Raw genomic sequence first — 20,446 nt, forward strand, 5'->3', positions numbered from 1 at the left:
AAATCTGCAGACAAAGTGCGAGTAGGGACCGCCAAAATTACAGGCTCGCCGCCAAAGCCGCTCAGCGCGGCAGACCGAGGAGGCGCTCGGCGGCCACGGTGAGCAGGATCTGCTCGGTACCCCCGGCGATAGTCAGGCAGCGGGTGTTGAGGAAGTCGAAGACCGCTTGGTTGTGGACCAGGCCGCCGCCCTCGGAGACGTCCATCGTGAATTCGGCCAGCGCCTGCCGGTAGCGGACGCCGATGAGCTTGCGCACGCTGGATTGCGCCCCCGGGTCCTTCCCGCCCACCGCGAGCTGCGCGATGCGCTGATCCAGCAGCGCTCCGGTCTGGGCGGTGACGATCAAGCGCCCCAGCCGGTCTTGCTGGGACGTGTCGAGGTCGATCCCCGCCAGCACCTTGAGCAGCTCTTCCATCGGGTTGCCCAGCGCGGTGCCGGTGGCCATCGCGATCCGCTCGTTGGCCAGCGTGGTGCGGGCCAGCCGCCAGCCGTCGTTCACCGTGCCGACCACCATCTCGTCGGGCACGAACACGTTGTCCAGGAACACCTCGTTGAACAGCGAGTCACCGGTGATCTCGCGCAATGGCCGGATTTCGATGCCCGGCGATTTCATGTCCAGCAGGAAGTAGGTGATGCCCTTATGTTTGGGCGCGTCGGGATCGGTGCGCGCCAGGCACACACCCCAGCGCGCCTTGTGGGCCGCGGACGTCCAGACCTTCTGCCCCGTCAACAGCCAGCCCCCGTCGCCGCGGACCGCCTTGGTGCGCAGGGACGCCAGGTCGGAGCCCGCTCCCGGCTCGGAAAACAGTTGGCACCAAAGGAATTCGCCGCGCAGGGTGGCCGGCACGAAGCGTTCGATCTGCTCGGGCGTGCCGTGCTCGAGGATGGTCGGCGCCGCCCACCAACCGATCACCAGGTCGGGCCGCACCACACCGGCGGCCGCCATCTCCTGATCGATCAGCAGCTGCTCGGCCGGTGACGCCGCGCGCCCGTACGGCGGCGGCCAATGCGGCGCCTGCAGCCGGGCGTCGGCCAGCGCCGCCTGACGTTTCTCCTCCGGCAGTGCGGCGACCTCAGCGACGGCCGCGGCGATCTCCGGCCGCAGGCCCTCCACCTCGGTGAGGTCGATGCCCAGCCGACGCCGCACGCCCGATTGCGTCAGCGCGGTGATGCGACGCAGCCAGCGCTCGGCGCCCCCTAGGAAACGGCCGATGGCATGCGCCCGGCGCAGGTACAGGTGCGCGTCGTGCTCCCAGGTGCACCCGATGCCGCCGAGCACCTGAATGCAGTCCTTGACGTTGGCCTTCGCGGCGGCGATGCCGATGCTCGCGGCCAGCGCCGCGGCGATCGAGAACTGGGCGGGGTCGGAGTCCGCCGCGGCCCGCGCGGCGTCGGCGGCGGCCACCTCGGCCTGTTCGGCCCGGCACAGCATCTCGGCGCACAGGTGCTTGACGGCCTGGAAACTGCCAATCGGCTTGCCGAACTGCTCCCGCACTTTGGCATATGCGACCGCGGTGTCCAGCGACCATCGGGTCACGCCCGCCGCCTCGGCGGCCAGCACGGTCGCGGCGAGTTCCTCGACCCGCTCCCGCGGCGCTTGGATCGCGGTGGCCGACGCCGACGTCAGTACCACCCGCGCCAACGGCCGGGAAAAGTCAGTGGCCCGCAAGGGTTCCAGCTGCACGCCGTCGCCCTGGGTGTCGACCAACACCCACGTCTCGCCGGCGGGTAGCAGCAACAGACCGCCGTCCGCGGCGCCCAGCACCAGGTCGACGGTCCCGGACGCAAGAGCGCCGTCGAACTGCACGGCGCCCTCGAGTGCGACGCCGGCGAAGCGTTCGCCGGAGGCCAGCGCGGCCAGCGTCTCGGGATCGTCGACGACGAGGGTGGCCAGCGCGGTGGTGGCGACGGGCCCGGGTACCAGCGCCTTGGCCGCTTCCTCGACCATCGCGCAGAGGTCCTCGACGCTACCGCCCGCCCCGCCGGAGTCCTCCGCAACCGCCACGCCGAACAGGCCCAGTTCGGCCAGGCCCGCGAACACCGGCCGCCACACGTCGGCGTTGCCCTGCTCGACGTCGCGGATCGCTTGGGTCCCGTTGGGTCCCGAGGAGGAATCGCGCGCCCAATCGCGCACCAGCTCACGGGCCGCGAACTGTTCGTCGGTGACGGTCGCTACCACGTGTGCGTCCTCCGCGTCCTTGATTCGAGGCAATAAATGGGGCCCCGGTGCCCACTAGAACGTGTTCTAATAGTGCCAGCGATCGAGCGTCAAGTCGAACGCCATTGCAGCAGGACAGCTCGTTGTCCCGGTGGGGTGGAGGTGGGAAATTCACAATCGGCTTGCGTATCGTTTGCGAACGAACCGCCCGGAAGAGGGGGAATCGGCCAGATGTCGCCAGCGAACACGAACCTGGGCCGCGTTTCTGAATCGCAGCCGCGCGAGGTCATAAACGTGGCGGTATTGGCGGAATCCGAGCTGGGCTCGGAGGCACAGCGGGAGCGCCGCAAACGCATCCTGGACGCAACCATGGCCATCGCGTCGAAGGGTGGCTACGAGGCGGTCCAGATGCGCGCGGTGGCGGACCGGGCCGACGTAGCGGTTGGGACGCTGTACCGCTATTTCCCGTCGAAGGTGCATCTGCTGGTGTCTGCCCTGGGCCGGGAGTTCAGCCGCATCGACGCCAAAACCGATCGCTCCGCGGTCGCCGGCGCCACGCCGTTCCTGCGGCTGAACTTCATGGTGGGCAAGCTCAACCGCGCGATGCAGCGCAATCCGCTACTCACCGAGGCGATGACGCGCGCCTATGTTTTCGCCGACGCATCCGCGGCCAGCGAGGTCGACCAGGTCGAGAAGCTCATCGATTCCATGTTCGCGCGTGCCATGGCCGACGGCGAGCCGACCGAGGACCAGTACCACATCGCCCGGGTGATCTCCGACGTGTGGCTGTCGAACCTGCTCGCGTGGCTCACCCGGCGCGCCTCGGCGACCGACGTCAGCAAGCGGCTGGACCTGGCCGTGCGGTTGCTCATCGGCGACACCGAATCCGGCTAGGCGGGCGGACCGGCGGTACGCCCGCGAATCAGCTCGGTGTCCAGCAGCTCGACGGCTGGCAGACCCGACCGCGGCGGGTTCAGCAGCAGTTCGCCCGCCCGGCGTCCCTTTTGCAAACTCGGCTGCGCGACCGTCGTCAGCCCGCGCCTGATCGCCTCGGGCACGCCGTCGAACCCGGTGACCGTCATCTGGCCGGGCACGTAAATGCCGTGTGCGCGAAGGTAATCCATCGCCGACAGGGCCAGTATGTCCGCGGTGCACATCAACGCGGTGATCCGCGGATTGGCCTGAAGCGCCGCCTTGGCCGCGTCGCCGCCCGACGCCGGGAGGTGTTCGTAGCTTTCCACCACGGTCAGCGAATCCGGGTCCAGCCCCGCGGCTTTCATCGCCTCCCACACGCCGATGATGCGCTCGCGCTGCACATCGAATGCCGGTGACCGCAGCCGCTCGGCGTCGACGAGTCCTTGCCGACGGTCCCGGCCCAATCGCATGGTCAGCAGCCCGATTTCACGATGTCCCAACCCCAGCACATAGTCGGTGAGCTCGCGCATCGCCGCTCGGTCGTCGATGCCGACGCGGGACACCTCGGACAGGCCTTTGGGCTGATCCACCACCACGACGGGAAGCCGACGTTGCAGCACCACCTGGAGATAGGGATCGTCGTCGCAGACGGAATAGACGACGAAGCCGTCCACCCCGGCACCCAGCACGGCGGCCGTCCCGTCCTCTAGTGTTCGGCTGCCGGCTACGGCTACCAGCAGCAGCCCCTGCCCCAGCTGCTCGCATGACTGTGCCACTCCCGCAACGAAATCCCGCGCCGCGGGATCGCTGAAGAAATAGGTCAGCGGTTCGGCCATCACCAGACCAACGGCCCCCGCTTTGCGCGTCCGCAACGATCGCGCCACCGGGTCGGGTCCGGCGTAACCGAGCCGCTTGGCCGTCGCCAGCACCCGTTCGCGAAGGTCGGCGGAGAGCTGATCCGGGCGGTTGAAGGCATTCGAGACGGTCGTGCGCGAGACGTTGAGTTCGGCCGCCAACGACGCCAGAGTCGCACGCCGGCGGGGGGTGGGACTCACGTTCGGTGACGCTACAGCGGATCCCCGTCGGCGCCTACGCAGCCTCGACCCCCTATTCCTAATGGAAACGATTGTCATTAGGATTAAGCTGTCTGAGGGACTCAGCGGGCTCACATCGGCGGACATGGGACACGAATGGCACTGGTAAATCCGACGCGGCGGCTGTCGGCCATTGTCGCTTGCTTGGCGGTCGCGAGCGCGCTCGCCGGCTGCGGGATCGCCAATTCGGCGCGCCCGCAGGCGGCCACCGTCGTGGCCTCCACCGATGTCTGGGGCAGCGTGGCACGAGCCGTCGTCGGCAGCCACGTCGCCGTCAAGTCCATCCTTAGCGGCGCGGATGAGGATCCGCACTCGTATCAGCCAAAGCCATCGGACGCCGCGGCGATCATCGACGCGGCCCTGGTGGTCTACAACGGCGGCGGCTACGACCCGTGGGTGGACCAGGTGCTGGCCGGGCATCGGTCCGTCAAACCCGTTGACGCCTACTCGTTTGTCGGTCGCGCGAACCCCGGCGATCCGCCCAACGAGCACGTCTTCTACGACCTGAGCGTCGCCAAATCGGTTGCCTCCGCCATCGCCGACCGGATGGCGGCCATCGATCCGGCGAATGCCGCCGACTATCGGGCCAACGCGGCCGAATTCTGCCGCGGCGCCGACTCGATCACCCGCTCCGAACACGCCATCGCCAGCGCGTACCCACACGCCGGAGTCATCGCGACCGAGCCCGTGGCGGACTACCTGCTGGAGGCCTCCGGCCTGACCGATCGCACCCCCGCCGCCTTTTCCGCCGCCAACGAGAACGAGACCGACCCAGCGCCGGCTGACATGGCATCGGTCCTCGATCTGATCAACCACCGGCGAGTCTCGGCGCTGCTGGTCAACCGGCAGACGTCCACCTCGGCTATCAACGGCGTGGCAGCCGCGGCCCGCCGCGCGGGTGTGCCGGTGACCGAAGTGACGGAGACGCTGCCCGACGGCACCGACTACCTGACCTGGCAGCGCAACACCGTCGACCAGTTGCTCGCCGCGCTGCGGTCGGGCCGGTGAGCGTCCAACCGGTCCAGCCCGTCGACCGTCCCGCCGTTTCTCTGACAGGCGCCCGGCTGGCGTTCGGTGATCGCGTGCTCTGGGATCACCTCGACCTGTCGGTCTCGCCCGGCGAGTTCATCGCCGTGCTGGGTCCCAACGGCAGCGGCAAGACGTCGTTACTCAAGGTCCTGCTCGGACAACTGCCGCTGAGCGCCGGCGCCGCATTGGTGGGCGGCAAGCCGATTACGGCGGGTAGCGGCGACATCGGCTATGTGCCGCAACACCGCCCGATCGACCGGGGCGTGATGCTGCGTGGGCGCGACCTGGTCCGGCTTGGCATCGACGGACGCCGCTGGGGCGGCACGCCGCTGCGCTCCGCCGACCGGGCCCGACGGCGCGCGGCCATGTGGCAGGCGCTGCGCCAGGTCAACGGCGAACACCTGGCCGACGTCCCGGTCGGGGTGATGTCGGGCGGCGAGTTGCAGCGCGTGCGGATCGCGCAGGCGCTCGTCAGCGACCCGACGCTGCTGCTGTGCGACGAACCGTTGCTGACCCTCGACCCCGCCAACACGAAATTGGTGTCGGCACTGATCGATCGGCGCCGGCGCGACGCCGGCACCACGGTCATCGTCGTCACCCACGAGATCAACCCTTTCCTGCCCTACGTCGACCGGGTGCTGTATCTGGTCGACGGCCGATTCAGGATCGGCACCGTCGAGCAGGTGATGACCACCGAGACGCTGTCGGACCTCTACCGCGCCGACATCGAGGTGGTCAAGGTCAAGGACGGCTATGCGGTGGTGGGCGAGCCGGATGAGGGGTGCACCGGATGAACCACCGGCTCGCCGACATGCTGGACCACCTGTTCGCCTTCGACGTGACCGCCAACCTGCTCGCCCATGACTTCGTCCAGCAGGCTCTGCTCGCGGCCGCGCTGCTGGGGTTGGTGGCCGGGCTGATCGGGCCGTTCATCGTGATGCGCCAGATGTCGTTCGCCGTGCACGGATCCAGCGAATTGTCGCTCACCGGAGCGGCATTCGCGCTGCTGGTCGGCTTCGAGGTGGGCTTGGGCGCGCTGATCGGCAGCGCCCTGGCCGCCGTGCTGTTCGGCCTGTTCGGCCAGCGGACCCGGGAGCGCGACTCGGCGATCGGGGTGGTGCTGGCGTTCGGGTTGGGCCTGGCCGTGCTTTTCATCCAGCTGTATCCGGGGCGCACGGCGACGAGCTTTGCGCTGCTGACCGGCCAGATCGTCGGGGTGGGCTACACCGGGCTGGCCATGCTCGCGCTGGTATGCCTGCTGGTCATCGCCGCGCTGGCGACGTGCTACCGCCCGCTGCTGTTCGCCACCGTCGATCCCGACGTCGCGGCCGCGCGCGGCGTGCCCGTTCGCGCGCTGGGCATCGTGTTCGCCGCGCTGGTCGGCGTGGTGGCCGCCCAGGCCGTCCAGATCGTCGGGGCGCTGCTGGTGATGTCGCTGCTGATCACGCCGGCGGCCGCGGCGGCCCGGGTGGTCGTCTCGCCGGCGGCGGCGATGGTCGCATCGGTGGTCTTCGCCGAGGTGTCCGCGGTCGGGGGCATCGTGCTCTCGCTGGCGCCCGGTGTCCCGGTGTCGGTTTTCGTCGCCAGCATCTCGTTCGTGATCTACGTGTTCTGCTGGGTTCTGGGGCGGCGACACCAGCCGTCCGATTAGCGCCCCAATAAGCTAGGCGGATGGCCGGTATCGACCTGAACTCCGATTTGGGCGAGGGCTTCGGCGTCTGGAGCCTCGGGGACGACGACGCCATGCTCGGCATCGTCACGAGCGCCAACGTGGCGTGCGGATTCCATGCCGGGGACCCCGCCGGCCTGCTGCGGGTGTGCCGCTCGGCCGCCGAGCGCGGCGTGCGCATCGGCGCGCAGGTCAGCTACCGGGACCTGGCCGGGTTCGGCCGGCGGTTCATCGACGTCGCGGCCGACGATCTCGTCGCCGACGTCGTCTATCAGATCGGCGCGTTGCAGGCTATCGCGCAGGCGTCCGGCTCGACGGTGTCCTATGTGAAACCCCATGGCGCGCTGTACAACACGATCGTGACCAACCGTGAGCAGGCCGCCGCCGTCGCGGAAGCGGTACGCCTGGTGAACGCCGAGCTGCCGGTGCTGGGCATGGCGGGCTCGGCGTTTTTCGACGAAGCCGCCCGCGCCGGGTTGCGCGCGGTGGCCGAGGCGTTCGCCGATCGCGCCTACCGGCCGGACGGCCAGCTGGTCTCCCGTCGCGAACCGGGCGCGGTGCTGCACGACCCGGCGGCAATCGCCGAGCGGGTGGTGACAATGGTGACCTCGGGACAGGTCACCGCGATCGACGGCGCCCAGATTCCGGTCAGCGTGGAATCCGTTTGCGTGCATGGTGATTCGCCGGGCGCGGTGGCGATCGCGGCCGCGGTACGCGAGCGACTCACCGCGGCCGGCGTCGACCTCAGGTCGTTCGCCTGATGCGCCTGCGGCTCGGTCGTCCCGATATCGCGCGGTATTCGGATCGGTTCGACGTGCCCGCGGCCGAAGCCGATTCGCTTTCGGTGACGTGGATGGGTGTGGCGACACTGCTGCTGGACGACGGGTCGTGCGCGCTGATGACCGACGGCTACTTCTCCCGGCCAAGCCTGGCGCGGGTCGCGGCCGGCAAGCTCTCGCCGTCATCGGCGCGGGTGGACGGCTGCCTGGCCCGGGCGAAGGTGTCGCGGCTGGTGGCCGTCATCCCGGTGCACACGCACATCGACCACGTGATGGATTCCGCGCTGGTCGCCGACCGCACCGGCGCGCAGCTGGTCGGGGGCGAGTCGGCGGCCAACGTCGGGCGCGGATACGGCCTGCCGGAAGACCGCCTCGTCGTCGCCGCCTCCGGTGAGCCAATTCGGTTGGGCGCCTACGAAGTAACGCTGGTGGAGTCGCACCACTGTCCACCCGACCGCTTTCCCGGAACGATCGACGCACCGCTGACGCCGCCGGTGAAGGTGTCGGCCTACCGGTGCGGTGAGGCGTGGTCGACGCTGGTCCACCACCTGCCGTCCGGGCAGCGGCTACTGATCCAGGGCAGCGCCGGCTACGTCGAGGGCGCGCTGGCGGGGCACCGCGCCGACGCGGTCTACCTCAGCGTCGGGCAGCTGGGCGTGCAGCCGCGCTCGTACCTGGATGCCTACTGGAATGAGACCGTGCGCGCGGTCGGCGCGCGACGGGTGATCCTGATCCACTGGGACGATTTCTTCCGCCCGTTGTCGAAACCGCTGCGGGCCTTGCCCTATGCGGGCGACGACTTAGACGCGTCCATCGCCGTCCTCGACGAGCTGGCCGGACGCGACGGCGTCGCCCTGCACATGCCCACGGTGTGGCGTCGCGAAAACCCCTGGGCGTGAAGCGGATCCGGCCAGCGTCTCGGGCATCGCGATCAGATAGAGGGCGAATCCCGCCGCGGCGATGGCGCCCAGTGACATGAACGCGGTGCCGTACCCGGCGGCGACCACGATCCCGCCGGCGACGAAATTCGACAGCGCCGCGCCCACTCCCCACGCGGTGGTTATCGCCCCGAGACTGACGTTGAACCGGCCCGTGCCGTGCGTGACATCCTGGACGACGATCGGAAACAGCGCCCCGAATATGCCAGCGCCGACACCGTCGAGCAACTGCACACCGACAAGCCAGTACGAGTTGTCCGACAGCGGGTACAGGAACGCGCGAACGGTCAACACGGCGAAACCGACCAGGAAGATCGGCTTTCGGCCCCAGACATCGGCTTTAGTGCCGACGAGGTAGGCCACCGGAACCATGACGACCTGCGCGGCGACGATGCACGCCGACATCAGCGCCGTCCCGACCTCTTTGTTGTGCAGGGCCAGCTCCTGGCCGACCAGCGGCAGCATCGCCGCATTGGCGAGGTGGAAGGCGAAGACCACCGCGGCGAAGATCATCAATTGCCGGTTGCGCAGCAGCACCGCGAATCCCGACGGCTCCCCGTGCCGCTTTCCGGTTGCCTTGTCCATACCGCGCGCGACGTCGTTGTCGATGGCGTCGCGCGGGACACGCAGCGTCGCAACAACGCTGATCGCCGCCATCGCCGCCAGCAGCCAAAACACCACCACGGGACCGACGAAGTACGCGAGCCCGCCCGCGGCGGCGGCGGCCGACGCGGTGCCGGCATGCCGGAACGATTCGTTGCGTCCGACCCGTCTGGAGAACAATTTCGGGCCGACGATGCCCAGCGTTATCGCGGCCAACGCCGGATTGAAAATGGACCCGGCGATCCCGGTAACCGCTTGCAGGAACGAGATCGTGTAGAAGCCGGGCAGCAGCGGCATGGCCAACGCGGCCGCGGCGACCCCCACCGCGCCGCCGATGACGAGGCCTCGCTTCGCGGTCGTCTTGTCGACCAACGCGCCGACCGGCGTCTGCGCCACCACGCCGGCGATACCGCCGACCGCCATGACGAATCCGATGGAAGCCTGATCCCAATGATGGGTCAGCAGGAGGTATACGGACAGATACGGGCCCAAACCATCGCGAACGTCGGCCAGCGAAAAGGACAGTAGATCCAGCGCGTGCACCGTCCGGCGCGGAAGCGCCGCAACGGTGTTCGGCTCCGTCATCGATTCCGCTCTCCCGGGACGGTCAGAAGGATCGACGTAGAGTAACCGATCCCGCCGCCGTTCAGCGCGCGCGGGATTGCGCCGCCGACAGGTACCATGCGGCGTCACCGCATTCAGCGTTAGGAGCCCCGCCGCATGGCCTTGACCCTCGGCCTGCTGCTCCTCGCCGTGGTTCTCGGCTTTGCGGTTGTCCGGCCCCGGGGATGGCCCGAGGCGGCCGCGGCGGTTCCGGCGGCGGCAATCCTGATCGCGGTCGGCGCGATATCGGTGCATCAGGCGGCCGACGAGATCGCCGGGCTGTCGGGCGTGGTCGCGTTCCTGGGCGCGGTGCTCGTGCTGGCCAAGCTGTGCGACGACGAAGGTCTGTTCGAGGCCGCGGGCGCGGCGATCGCCCAGGGGCGCGTCGGGTCGGCCGGCTTGCTGCTGCGGGTGTTCGGCATTGCGGCCGCGATCACCGCGGTGCTGAGCCTGGACGCCGCGGTGGTGTTGCTGACCCCGGTGGTGCTGGCCGCCGTCCGGCGGCTGCGGACCCCGGTGCGGCCCTACGCGTACGCGACCGCCCACCTTGCCAACGGCGCCTCGCTGCTGCTGCCGGTGTCGAACCTGACCAACCTGCTGGCCTTTCACACCGCCAACCTCTCGTTCACCAAGTTCACCCTGGCGATGGCGTTGCCGTGGGTGGCCGCCGTGGCCGTCGTCTACGTGGCGTTCCGCTTGTTTTTCGCCGGGGACCTACGCGTCCAGCCCGACCCGGAACGCACCGGGCCGGCACCGCGGCCGCCCGTCTTCGTCTTGGTGGTCGTCGGGCTCACGCTCGCCGGGTTCGCCCTCGGCCAATCCGTGGGGGTGGCCCCGGCGTGGGTCGCGCTGGTCGGCGCTTCGGTGCTGGCGGTACGTAGCCTGAGCCGCGGGCACACCTCAGTGGTCGAGATCGCGCGTTCGGCGCAACCGTCGTTCCTGGTGTTCGTGTTGGCGCTGGGTGTCGTTGTGCAGGCGGTGATGGTCCATGGGATGGACAGGGCGATGTCCACAGTGCTGCCGTCGGGCTCGGGACTGCCCGCGCTGCTCGCCGTCGCCACGGTGGCCGCCGTGCTGGCCAACGTCGTCAACAATCTGCCGGCGACGCTGGTGCTGCTGCCGCTCGTCGCGCCTGGCGGCCCGGTTGTCATCCTGGCGGTGCTGATCGGAGTCAACATCGGGCCGAACCTGACCTATGTCGGCTCGCTGTCAAACCTGTTGTGGCGGCGCGTGTTACGACAGCACGATACGGACGCTGGTGTCGGCGAGTACACCCGCCTCGGGTTGTGCACCGTGCCCCCGGCGCTGGCGGTGGCCGTGGTGGCGCTGTGGGGGTCGGCGCGGCTGCTGGGACTCTAGGGTCGGCGGTTGGCCCCGGCCAAGAGCTTCAGGCGCCAATCTCGTCTGCGAGCACGCCGCAGCGCGGGCAGACGATTGCCGGTAGGCACGAGTTCCCGCAGCGATTCCCACGCACGGCGATTTTCCCGCGTTTCGCGTGACACGCATTAGTGAAGTAGTCGACTACGCTATCGGCCCCTACCCGCGGGCCGTGAGCATGGCTTTCGTCAGATAGGCGCTGAGCAAAGGCGGAAACCATGGCCAAGATCGGCAATAAAGCGGTGGTGTTGGGAGCGAGCATGGCCGGCCTGCTGGCCGCGCGGTCGCTGAGCGAGTTCTACGAAGCAGTCACGGTGGTCGAGCGCGACCCGCTGCCCGGCGCCCTTCCCACCAACCCGGAGGCTCGTCGAGGCGTGCCGCAGGGCCGGCACCTCCATGGCCTGCTGCCCCGCGGCGCCCAGGTGCTCGAGGAACTGTTCCCCGGCATCCTCGATCAGCTGGTCCTTGACGGTGCGCACTACATCGACGGCCGGGACCTGTCGCGGCTGCACTACGAATTGGGCGGCCACCTGATGGCGCGCACCGGCAGCGCCACCTCGGTTACCGCTTATCTCGCGACCCGCCCGTTCATCGAGGAACACGTCCGCGGACGGCTACGCGGCGTCCCCAACGTCACCCTGCTCGACGAGCACGACATCGTGCAGTTGACATCAACTCCCGACCACCACCGCGTCACGGGAGCGCAGGTGGTCAATCGTCGCACCCGCGAAGTCGCCCCGCTGAGGGCCGATCTGGTGGTCGATGCCACAGGGCGCGCAGCCCGCACCCCGCTGTGGCTGAACCGGATGGGCTACGACCGCCCGCGCGAGGATCATGTCTCGGTGCAGCTGACCTATGTGAGCCAGCTGCTGCGCATGGCGCCGGACGCGCTGCACGAACGCGGTTTCCTCGTCGGTGTCGTGCCGGGTCGCCCGCACGGGCTGGGAATTCTGCACTGCGAGAACGACACCTGGATGTTCACCGTGTTCGGAATGGCAGGACACGAGCCACCCGCCGACATCGCGGCGATGTGCGAGTTCGTCGAGGACTACGCACCGGCCCACATGCTCGCCGCAGTGCGAGCCGCCGAACCTGTCGGAGAGCCCGCGCGGCACCGTCAGCCATCCAGTCAGTGGCGCCGCTACGACAAGATGCGACGATTTCCCGAGGGCTTGCTGGTTATCGGCGATGCGATCTGCAGCTTCAACCCGATCTACGGCCAGGGCATGACGGTGGCCGCATTGGAGGCGGTGGCGCTGCGCGAATGCTTATCCAGCGGCACAAGGGATTTGGCGCGGAGGTTTTTCCGAGACGCGATGGTGCCGATCCGCCAAGCTTGGGAGCTCTCGGCCAATCCCGACCTGTCTCTGCCCGAAATCGACGGCACACCACCGCTGGTCACCCGGCTGCTCAACGTATACGTCGATCGCGTGCTCGCCGCGGCCGAACACGACACCACCGCATTCAATCAGTTCTTCAGGGTGACAGCACTCGTCGATCCCGCGACCCGGCTGCTGCGCCCGGGCATGATTTGGCGCGCAGCCCGCGCCAACCAGCGCAGACGCCGACACGATCTCGACGACGTCGGTGTTCTGGCCGACAGCGTGGCTGGCTAGTCGAGGTCGAGGCCTAGACCTTTGGCGGCAGCGGCATCGCGAGTTCGGCCAGCACGCCGCGTAGCCGCGTCGGGTAGTCGGTGATGAGGCCGTCGACGCCGTCCGCGATTTGCGAACGCATGGCGTCGGCGTCATTGACGGTCCAGGGAATCACCTTGAGCCCCAACGCATGCGCGCGATCGACGTAGGGTTTGCCGGTGACCTGTTGGTAGTCCGGTGAGAGGATGTTGGCGCCAACCAGCAACGCCCCGATCATCGGGTCCCCGATCGTGGCGACATTTTCGCCCGCGACCCAGGCAGAGCCCGGCGCCCAGGTCTCCTCGTCGTACAAGGCGACCAACGGAATCGACGGCTCGGCCCGGTGCACCATGGGCAGCGTGCGCCAGTCGAAGCTTTCGACCTCCACGCGGTCGATCTTGCCCGCCGATCTCACCGCGGCCAGGATCACATCGACGAATTCCTGCGGGTCTGCCGATCTGCCCGGGTCATCGGCTTCCACCTTGGTCTCGATGTTGTAGCGGACGTCGGCGCGATACGAATCGGCCAGCGCGAACACTTCCGGCAGGCTCGCGATCTTGTTGCCCCGCACCACTTCCGCCCGCGGGAACTCCTCGAGCCGGCGGCCGCAGTCCAGCGTGCGAATCTGCGCCAGGGTCAGCTCGTGCACGAGCTTGCCGACGTAGGGGTACTCGGGGTCGCCAGCGACGACGGGCGCGGTGTCGGAGCACTTCTCGGGCTGAATCGTCGGGTCGTGCCATACCAGGGGCTGCCCGTCCCTGGTGATGCCGACATCGAGTTCGAGTGTGCTGACCCCCAATTCGAGCGATTTGGCGAATGCCCGCAGTGACTCCTCGGTCGTCTCGCCGCGCCCGCCGCGATGGGCCTGCAGGTCGAAGACGGGCGATTGCGCTGACGCCGGCGACGCAAGAAGCACCGCCAGCGCCAACAGTGTGGCGACAAGGCGGCCGGTCAACTAACGCCTTCGCTGACGGGCAATTTCGGCGAGCACCACACCGGCGGCCACCGACGCGTTCAGCGATTCGGTCTGACCGGCCATCGGGATGGACACGACCTCGTCGCAGTTCTGACGCACCAGCCGCGACAGACCCTTGCCCTCGGAGCCGACGACCACCACCGTCGGGTCGGTGCCGTCCAGGTCGTCGAGCGCGGTGTCACCGTCGGCGTCCAATCCGATCACCCGCAGGCCGGCATCGGCCCAATTCTGAAGTGCCCTGGTTAGATTGGTGGCTCGCGCCACCGGAATACGCGCCGCCGCCCCCGCGCTGGTGCGCCACGCCACCGCTGTCACCGAGGCCGAACGTCGCTGCGGGATCAGCACGCCGTGACCACCGAACGCGGCGACCGAACGGACGATGGCACCGAGATTGCGGGGATCGGAGATGTTGTCCAGCGCGACCAGCAGCGCCGGCGGCGATTTGGCGGCGACCCCGAGCAGGTCGTCAGGGTGGGCATAGTTGTACGGCGGCACCTGCAACGCGATGCCCTGGTGCAGGTGGTTGCTGGTCATCCGGTCCAGGTCCGTGCGCGGTACCTCGAGGATCGCGATGCCCAAATCGGCTGCGCGAGAGACGGATTCGGTGAGACGCTCGTCGGCTTCGGTGCCGAGCGCGACGTAGAGCGCGGTCGCCGGCACGCCCGCGCGCAGGCATTCCAGCACCGGGTTGCGGCCTAGCACGGTTTCGGTTTCGTCGCTGCGTTTGGCCGGCCTTCGCGGCTGCTGGGCGCGTTTGGCGGCGGGATGGTTCGGACGCAGATGTGCGGGCGGCGTGGGACCGCGCCCCTCCAGCCCACGGCGGCGCTGTCCGCCCGAGCCCACGGTGGGGCCCTTCTTGGTGCCGGGTTTGCGTATCGCTCCGCGGCGCCGCGAGTTACCGGCCATCTACCGGCCCTACTTGTCTTGACCGGCCAGCAGCTCCCACTGCGGCCCGTCGGCGGTATCGGTGACCTCGATGCCGGCCTGCTTGAGTCGATCCCGAATCTGGTCGGCGAGAGCCCAATTGCGCTCTTCGCGGGCCTTCTGCCGGCTTTCCAGCTCGGCCTCCACCAGCACGCCGACGGCCGCGAGCGCGGCGGATGTTTCGTCGCGAGATTCCCAGCGTTCGTCGAGTGGATCGCAGCCCAGGATGCCCATCATGGCGCGGATAGACCCGGCGTACGTCAACGCTCCTTCGTGATCGCCCGCGTCGAGCGCCCGGTTGCCCTCCGCGCGGGCGTGATGCACCTCGGCCAGCGCGATCGGGACGGCGAGATCGTCGTCGAGCGCTTCGGCGAAGCGCGGTGTCCAGTCGCCGGGCACGACCGCACCGACCCTGTTGCGGACCCGGTGCAGGAAATCCTCAACGCCGACATAGGCTTTCACGGCGTCCTGTAGGGCGGCCTCGGAGAATTCCAGCATCGACCGGTAATGAGCGCTGCCCAGGTAGTAACGCAGTTCGGCGGGCCGCACCCGCTGCAACATCGCCGGGATGGCCAGCACGTTGCCCAGCGACTTGCTCATCTTCTCCCCGCCCATCGTCACCCAGCCGTTGTGCAGCCAGTAGCGGGCGAACCCATCCCCGGCGGCACGGCTCTGCGCGATTTCGTTCTCATGGTGCGGGAAGACCAAATCCATTCCACCGCAATGAATGTCAAATTCCGGGCCCAGGTACTCGCGCGCCATCGCCACGCATTCGGTGTGCCAGCCGGGGCGTCCGCGCCCCCACGGTGTCGGCCACGACGGCTCGCCGGGTTTGGCACCCTTCCACAGCGTGAAGTCACGCTGGTCTCGCTTGCCGCTGGCCACGCCCTCGCCCTGGTGGACGTCGTCGATCTTGTGCCCGGAGAGCTGGCCGTATTCCGGGTAGCTGAGCACGTCGAAGTAGACGTCGCCGTCGCCGGTGTACGCGTGGCCCTTCTCGATCAGCCGCTCGATTAACTCGACCATCTGCGTGATGTGCCCGGTCGCCCGCGGCTCCGCGGACGGCGGCAAGACATCCAGGGCGTCGTAGGCCGCGCTGAAAGCGCGTTCGTACGTGGCCGCCCACTCCCACCACGGCCGGCATGCCGCGGCGGCCTTGTTGAGAATCTTGTCGTCGATATCGGTCACGTTGCGGATGAATGCGACGTCGTAGCCGCGCGCGATCAACCAGCGCCGCAAGATGTCGAAGGCCACCCCGCTGCGGACGTGGCCGATATGTGGCAGGCCCTGCACCGTCGCGCCACACAGGTAGATGGAGACGTGGCCCTCGCGCAGCGGAATGAAATCACGCACGGCACCGGCGGCCGTGTCGTGTAGCCGCATGCGGGCGTGATCGGTCACGACGTGCCAGCTTACCTGCTGGTTCCGATTTGCCCGGCCCTCAGGGCAGGGCCGCGGCGGCCGAACGCGCTGCCGTCAGCAGGGGTCGCCATCGGGCGTGTAATACGGCACGCCCTCGACCGAGTAACACGGCACCTCACCCGGCCAGTACGGATCGGTGGCCCCCGCTATGGCCGCGCCGGCCGCGACATCGCCGGCCACGTGGCTGCATCCACCCACGGCGACGTGGCGTCCGTCGGCGCCGGCGCACACATCGGCGTGCGCCACCGGCGCCAGTGCCAGCGGCGCCGCGGCGAGCGCCATCGCTGTCAATAGAGCGGCTGTCGGCTTGTTCATCGTGCACTCCTATATCCAGCCCCGCCTACCGTGATTATTGCCCCGCATGACCCGGTTCGTCGCCGATCGGGACCAATAGCGCCGTCGCGATGGCGGCCAGGCCCTCGCCCCGCCCGGTCAGGCCCAGGCCGTCGGTGGTCGTGGCCGACACGGATACCGGCGCCCGCAGCAGACCCGACAGCGCCTCCTGCGCCTCGGCGCGGCGCGGGCCGATCTTGGGCTGGTTGCCTATCACCTGCACGGCGGCGTTTCCCACCTGGTAGCCGTGCCGCGCGATCAAATCGACGACGTGGCGCAACATGTCGGCGCCGCTGGCGCCTTTCCAGCGCGGATCATCGATGCCGAAGACACCGCCGATATCGCCCAGCCCCGCGGCCGACAACACGGCGTCGCACAGCGCGTGAGCCCCGACGTCGCCGTCGGAATGGCCTGCGCAACCGTCCGCTCCGGGAAATAGCAGCCCCACCACCCAACAGGGCCGACCCGGTTCGATCGGGTGCACGTCGGTGCCCAGCCCGACCCTCGGCAGTTCGCTCACCGGTGCACGATCGTTTCGGCCAGCCGTAGATCCAGCTGGGTGGTGATCTTGAAGGCCAGCGGGTCGCCGTCGACCACCTGGACCTGGCCGCCGAGTTGCTCGACGAGCGACGCGTCATCGGTGAATTCGGCGGTACCCGCGCGCGCGTAGGCGCGCAGCAGCAGGTCGGTCGCGAAGCCCTGCGGCGTCTGCACGGCGCGCAGGCCGGCCCGCTCCGGCGTGCCCAGGACCACCCCGTTGGCGTCCACGGCCTTGATGGTGTCAGACAACGGCAGCGCGGGCACGACGGCCGCGTGGCCCGACCACAACGCCTCGACCACCCGCACGATCAATTCCGGTGGCGTCAGCGCGCGGGCGGCGTCGTGGACGAGCACGAATTCCGGTTGGCCGGGCAGGGCGGACAAAGCCAGATTGACCGAGTCGGCGCGAGCGGCGCCGCCGGCCACGACGGTGGCTTGGGCTCCCAGGACTTGGTTGGCCTGGTCGATGCGATCGGAAGGCACCGCCGCCACAACGTGGTTAACGACCCCCGACTTCAGCAGGCCCGAGATGGCCCATTCGAGCAACGTGCGGCCATGGAGCTCGCAGAATGCTTTCGGAATCCCGGCCGCCAGTCGTTCACCCGAGCCCGCGGCCGGGACGATTGCGACTACGCTGCCCGCTGCCCCGACCACCAGAGCCTCTGGGCTTTCAGGAAGCGGCGGCCAAAACCTCGTCGAGGATGGTCTCCGCTTTGGCGTCGTCGGTGCTCTCGGCCAGCGCCAGCTCGCCAACCAAAATCTGGCGCGCCTTGGCCAGCATGCGCTTCTCGCCGGCGGACAGGCCGCGCTCCTGGTCGCGACGCCATAGGTCGCGCACTACCTCGGCCACCTTGTTGACGTCACCGGAGGCGAGCTTTTCCAGGTTCGCCTTGTAGCGGCGCGACCAGTTGGTGGGCTCTTCGGTGTGGGGAGCGCGCAGCACCTGGAAAACCTTGTCGAGGCCTTCTTGGCCGACGACGTCGCGGACACCGACGTACTCAGCGTTTTCTGCGGGTACTCGAACGGTCAGGTCCCCCTGCGCCACTTTCAAGACGAGATACTCTTTTTGTTCCCCTTTGATGGTTCGGGTTTCGATCGCCTCGACTAACGCAGCACCGTGGTGTGGATAGACAACGGTGTCGCCGACCTTGAAGATCATCTGATTGGAGCCCCTTTCGTTACTTCATGCTAGCACGGCGGGCCGACGCATGCGGAACAACGGTGCAGGTCAGGGGCACAACACGTGCAGATTAGGGGTTGACAGGCGGAGAAGAACGTGCACTGGAACACAGTACCAACGTCCTCACCTGACCTGTCCGGGGACCCCGTCCGGACCCCTGCGGCCCTGGTCTGGTGCCCTGCGCTACCGCTCCGATGGCCTTCCTACTACTGTGCATAGTTGCACCATGGAACGGCCGTACGACGGCGCGAGGCCCCGCAGGAGGCAATGAGTGAACCGCTTCAAGATCGGCCTGGTCGCCTTGATCGCCGTCGCGCTCACGGGTTGCGGCGCCGGGCAGATCTCGCAGATGGCCACCCAGGAGCCCGCCGTCAACGGCAACAAGGTCACGATCAACAACGTGGCGCTGCGCGACATCCGCATCCAGGCCGTGCAGACCGGCGACTACATTCAGCCGGGCCGACCGGTGGACCTGGTGCTGGTCGCCGTCAATCAGTCGCCCGACGTCGAGGACCGACTGGTGGGCGTGACGAGCGACATCGGGACGGTGACGGTCACTGGCGACGCGCGACTGCCCGCCGGCGGGATGCTGTTCGTCGGGACGCCCGAAGGCGCGAAGGTGGCGCCGGGACCCCTGGGTTCCAGCAATGCCGCAAAGGCGACCGTCGCCCTCGCCAAGCCCATCACCAACGGCCTCACCTACAACTTCACGTTCAACTTCGAGAAGGCCGGGCAGGCCAGCGTGCTGGTGCCGATCTCGGCCGGGCTGGGGCCACAGCCAGCCTGAGGCACGACTCGCCGTCCTGTGCGGCCGGGCTTGTCGGTCCAGCCCGATACCGTCATGGCGTGGCAAACGTGCGCTCGCAATACCGCTGTTCGGAATGCCGGCATGTCACCGCCAAGTGGGTGGGTCGCTGCCTGGAGTGCGGTACGTGGGGCACGGTCGACGAGGTAGCGGTGCTCAGCGCGGTCGGCGGCAACGGCCGCAGGGTGGGCCTGGCTTCGGGCTCGAACTCGCAGGCCGTTCCGATCAATTCCATTGCGCCCAACGTGAGCCGGCACCGGTCGACGGGCGTGGATGAACTCGACCGCGTTCTGGGCGGCGGTGTGGTGCCGGGCTCGGTGACGTTGCTGGCGGGCGATCCCGGCGTGGGCAAGTCGACGCTGTTGCTCAAGGTCGCCCACCGCTGGGCGCAGTCCGGCAGGCGCGCGCTGTACATCTCCGGTGAGGAGTCCGCCGGCCAGATCCGGTTGCGCGCCGACCGGATCGGCTGCGGCGGCGACGAGCTCTATCTGGCCACCGAATCCGATCTGCACACCGTGCTCGACCACATCGCGACGGTGAAGCCCGCGCTGGTCATCGTCGACTCGGTGCAGACCATGTCCACCACCGAAGCCGACGGCGTCGCCGGCGGCGTTACCCAGGTGCGGGCGGTCACGGCCAGGCTGACCGCCGCCGCGAAGGCCGGCGACGTCGCGCTGATCCTCGTCGGCCACGTCACCAAGGACGGCGCCATCGCCGGGCCGCGCTCACTCGAACACCTCGTCGACGTGGTGCTGCATTTCGAAGGCGACCGCAACGGCACGCTGCGGATGGTCCGCGGGATCAAGAACCGCTTCGGTGCCGCCGACGAAGTCGGCTGTTTCATGTTGCACGACAACGGCATTGAAGGCGTGGCCGACCCGTCGAACCTGTTCTTGGATCAACGGCCCGCGCCGGTCGCGGGCACCGCGATCACCGTCACGCTGGACGGCAAGCGACCGCTCATCGGCGAAGTCCAGGCGCTGCTGGCGACGCCTTCGGGCGGTTCGCCGCGCCGCGCCGTCAGCGGCATCGACCACTCGCGGGCGGCGATGATCGCGGCCGTGCTGGAAAAGCACGCCAGGCTGGCAATCGCCGTCAACGACATCTACCTGTCCACCGTGGGCGGCATGCGGTTGACCGATCCGTCGTCCGACCTGGCCGTCGCGGTGGCGCTGGCGTCGGCGTATGCGAAGCTGCCGCTGCCCACGACGGCGGTGATGATCGGCGAGGTGGGTCTGGCGGGCGACCTGCGCCGCGTCAGCGGCATGGAACGGCGGCTGAGCGAAGCGGCGCGCCAGGGCTTCAACATCGCGCTGATCCCCGACGGCGACGACCCGCGACGCGAGATCGTGCCACCGGGCATGCGGGCGCTGCGCGCACCCACCATCGGCGCCGCGCTGGAGCACATGGTCGACATCGGCGACCACCGCGGCAACGCGATTCCAGGCCTCAGTGGCTAGACGTGGC

Annotated in this window: 20 protein-coding genes; 10 read left to right on the forward strand and 10 right to left on the reverse strand. The window is 68.7% G+C overall.

Annotated features, from left to right (window positions below; genetic code table 11):
* Nucleotides 1-61: 61 nt before the first annotated feature.
* A complete protein-coding gene (locus A5745_RS12485; protein WP_076116214.1) occupies nt 62-2,179 on the reverse strand; it encodes an acyl-CoA dehydrogenase in 2,118 nt (705 codons plus the stop codon).
* A gap of 273 nt (nt 2,180-2,452) precedes the next feature.
* Between A5745_RS12485 and kstR the strand changes: the two genes are divergently transcribed.
* Nucleotides 2,453-3,052, forward strand: a complete 600-nt coding sequence (gene kstR, locus A5745_RS12490; protein WP_139329563.1) for a cholesterol catabolism transcriptional regulator KstR — start codon at nt 2,453-2,455, stop codon at nt 3,050-3,052.
* On the opposite strand, the gene A5745_RS12495 is transcribed toward kstR, so the two are convergent.
* A complete protein-coding gene (locus tag A5745_RS12495) occupies nt 3,049-4,128 on the reverse strand; it encodes a LacI family DNA-binding transcriptional regulator (RefSeq protein WP_076116216.1) in 1,080 nt (359 codons plus the stop codon). The genes kstR and A5745_RS12495 overlap by 4 nt on opposite strands.
* A 135-nt stretch (nt 4,129-4,263) precedes the next feature.
* Here A5745_RS12495 and A5745_RS12500 point away from each other — a divergent pair, with 135 nt between their 5' ends.
* Genes A5745_RS12500 through A5745_RS12520 form a run of 5 tightly spaced genes read left to right on the forward strand, consistent with a single transcriptional unit; the run spans nt 4,264 to nt 8,543 of the window.
* On the forward strand, nt 4,264-5,175 hold the full coding sequence (locus tag A5745_RS12500; protein ID WP_076064150.1) for a metal ABC transporter solute-binding protein, Zn/Mn family: 912 nt from the start codon (nt 4,264-4,266) through the stop codon (nt 5,173-5,175).
* Complete coding sequence (locus A5745_RS12505; RefSeq protein WP_076116217.1) at nt 5,172-5,990, forward strand: metal ABC transporter ATP-binding protein; 819 nt, start codon at nt 5,172-5,174, stop codon at nt 5,988-5,990. Before A5745_RS12500 ends, A5745_RS12505 begins: the two co-directional genes overlap by 4 nt.
* Complete coding sequence (locus A5745_RS12510; RefSeq protein WP_076064147.1) at nt 5,987-6,847, forward strand: metal ABC transporter permease; 861 nt, start codon at nt 5,987-5,989, stop codon at nt 6,845-6,847. Before A5745_RS12505 ends, A5745_RS12510 begins: the two co-directional genes overlap by 4 nt.
* A 20-nt stretch (nt 6,848-6,867) precedes the next feature.
* A complete protein-coding gene (locus tag A5745_RS12515; protein ID WP_076116218.1) occupies nt 6,868-7,626 on the forward strand; it encodes a LamB/YcsF family protein in 759 nt (252 codons plus the stop codon).
* Nucleotides 7,626-8,543: an MBL fold metallo-hydrolase gene (locus A5745_RS12520; RefSeq protein WP_076116219.1), complete on the forward strand. Its 918-nt coding sequence runs from the start codon at nt 7,626-7,628 to the stop codon at nt 8,541-8,543. Before A5745_RS12515 ends, A5745_RS12520 begins: the two co-directional genes overlap by 1 nt.
* Here A5745_RS12520 and A5745_RS12525 read toward each other — a convergent pair.
* Entirely contained in the window at nt 8,445-9,770 is a 1,326-nt protein-coding gene (locus tag A5745_RS12525) for an MFS transporter (protein WP_076064141.1), read from the reverse strand. The two genes, A5745_RS12520 and A5745_RS12525, sit on opposite strands and share 99 nt — an antisense overlap.
* A gap of 135 nt (nt 9,771-9,905) precedes the next feature.
* On the opposite strand from A5745_RS12525, the gene A5745_RS12530 reads away from it, so the two are divergent.
* Nucleotides 9,906-11,147 (forward strand): SLC13 family permease, encoded by a 1,242-nt coding sequence (locus A5745_RS12530; protein WP_076116220.1) that lies wholly within the window; start codon nt 9,906-9,908, stop codon nt 11,145-11,147.
* Between the two features lie 236 nt (nt 11,148-11,383).
* On the forward strand, nt 11,384-12,781 hold the full coding sequence (locus A5745_RS12535) for an NAD(P)/FAD-dependent oxidoreductase (RefSeq protein ID WP_076116221.1): 1,398 nt from the start codon (nt 11,384-11,386) through the stop codon (nt 12,779-12,781).
* A gap of 13 nt (nt 12,782-12,794) precedes the next feature.
* Here A5745_RS12535 and A5745_RS12540 read toward each other — a convergent pair whose 3' ends face one another.
* From A5745_RS12540 to carD, 7 genes are all read right to left on the reverse strand, one after another.
* Nucleotides 12,795-13,754 carry a glycerophosphodiester phosphodiesterase gene (locus tag A5745_RS12540; RefSeq protein ID WP_076116222.1) on the reverse strand — a complete coding sequence of 320 codons (960 nt, stop codon included), beginning with the start codon at nt 13,752-13,754 and terminating at the stop codon, nt 12,795-12,797.
* The gene (gene rlmB / locus A5745_RS12545; protein ID WP_076064135.1) at nt 13,755-14,681 is read right to left on the reverse strand and encodes a 23S rRNA (guanosine(2251)-2'-O)-methyltransferase RlmB; all 927 of its coding nucleotides are present in this window, start codon (nt 14,679-14,681) and stop codon (nt 13,755-13,757) included.
* Between the two features lie 9 nt (nt 14,682-14,690).
* Nucleotides 14,691-16,100 (reverse strand): cysteine--tRNA ligase, encoded by a 1,410-nt coding sequence (gene cysS, locus A5745_RS12550; protein ID WP_076064133.1) that lies wholly within the window; start codon nt 16,098-16,100, stop codon nt 14,691-14,693.
* A 75-nt stretch (nt 16,101-16,175) separates the two neighbouring features.
* Entirely contained in the window at nt 16,176-16,436 is a 261-nt protein-coding gene (locus A5745_RS12555) for a hypothetical protein (protein WP_076064131.1), read from the reverse strand.
* A gap of 34 nt (nt 16,437-16,470) precedes the next feature.
* A complete protein-coding gene (gene ispF, locus A5745_RS12560) occupies nt 16,471-16,974 on the reverse strand; it encodes a 2-C-methyl-D-erythritol 2,4-cyclodiphosphate synthase (protein WP_076116223.1) in 504 nt (167 codons plus the stop codon).
* Nucleotides 16,971-17,648 (reverse strand): 2-C-methyl-D-erythritol 4-phosphate cytidylyltransferase, encoded by a 678-nt coding sequence (gene ispD, locus A5745_RS12565; RefSeq protein ID WP_076116224.1) that lies wholly within the window; start codon nt 17,646-17,648, stop codon nt 16,971-16,973. Before ispD ends, ispF begins: the two co-directional genes overlap by 4 nt.
* A gap of 16 nt (nt 17,649-17,664) precedes the next feature.
* Nucleotides 17,665-18,153, reverse strand: coding sequence for an RNA polymerase-binding transcription factor CarD (gene carD, locus A5745_RS12570; RefSeq protein ID WP_003419482.1), 489 nt, complete (start codon nt 18,151-18,153; stop codon nt 17,665-17,667).
* Between the two features lie 292 nt (nt 18,154-18,445).
* Here carD and A5745_RS12575 point away from each other — a divergent pair, with 292 nt between their 5' ends.
* Together A5745_RS12575 and radA are read left to right on the forward strand one after the other, a co-directional pair.
* A complete protein-coding gene (locus A5745_RS12575) occupies nt 18,446-18,961 on the forward strand; it encodes a hypothetical protein (protein WP_076064126.1) in 516 nt (171 codons plus the stop codon).
* A 59-nt stretch (nt 18,962-19,020) separates the two neighbouring features.
* Nucleotides 19,021-20,439: a DNA repair protein RadA gene (gene radA / locus A5745_RS12580; RefSeq protein WP_076064125.1), complete on the forward strand. Its 1,419-nt coding sequence runs from the start codon at nt 19,021-19,023 to the stop codon at nt 20,437-20,439.
* Nucleotides 20,440-20,446: the final 7 nt, after the last annotated feature.

Origin of the sequence: Mycobacterium sp. IS-2888, from assembly GCF_001954215.1 — a bacterium.
Classification (GTDB): Bacteria; Actinomycetota; Actinomycetes; order Mycobacteriales; family Mycobacteriaceae; genus Mycobacterium.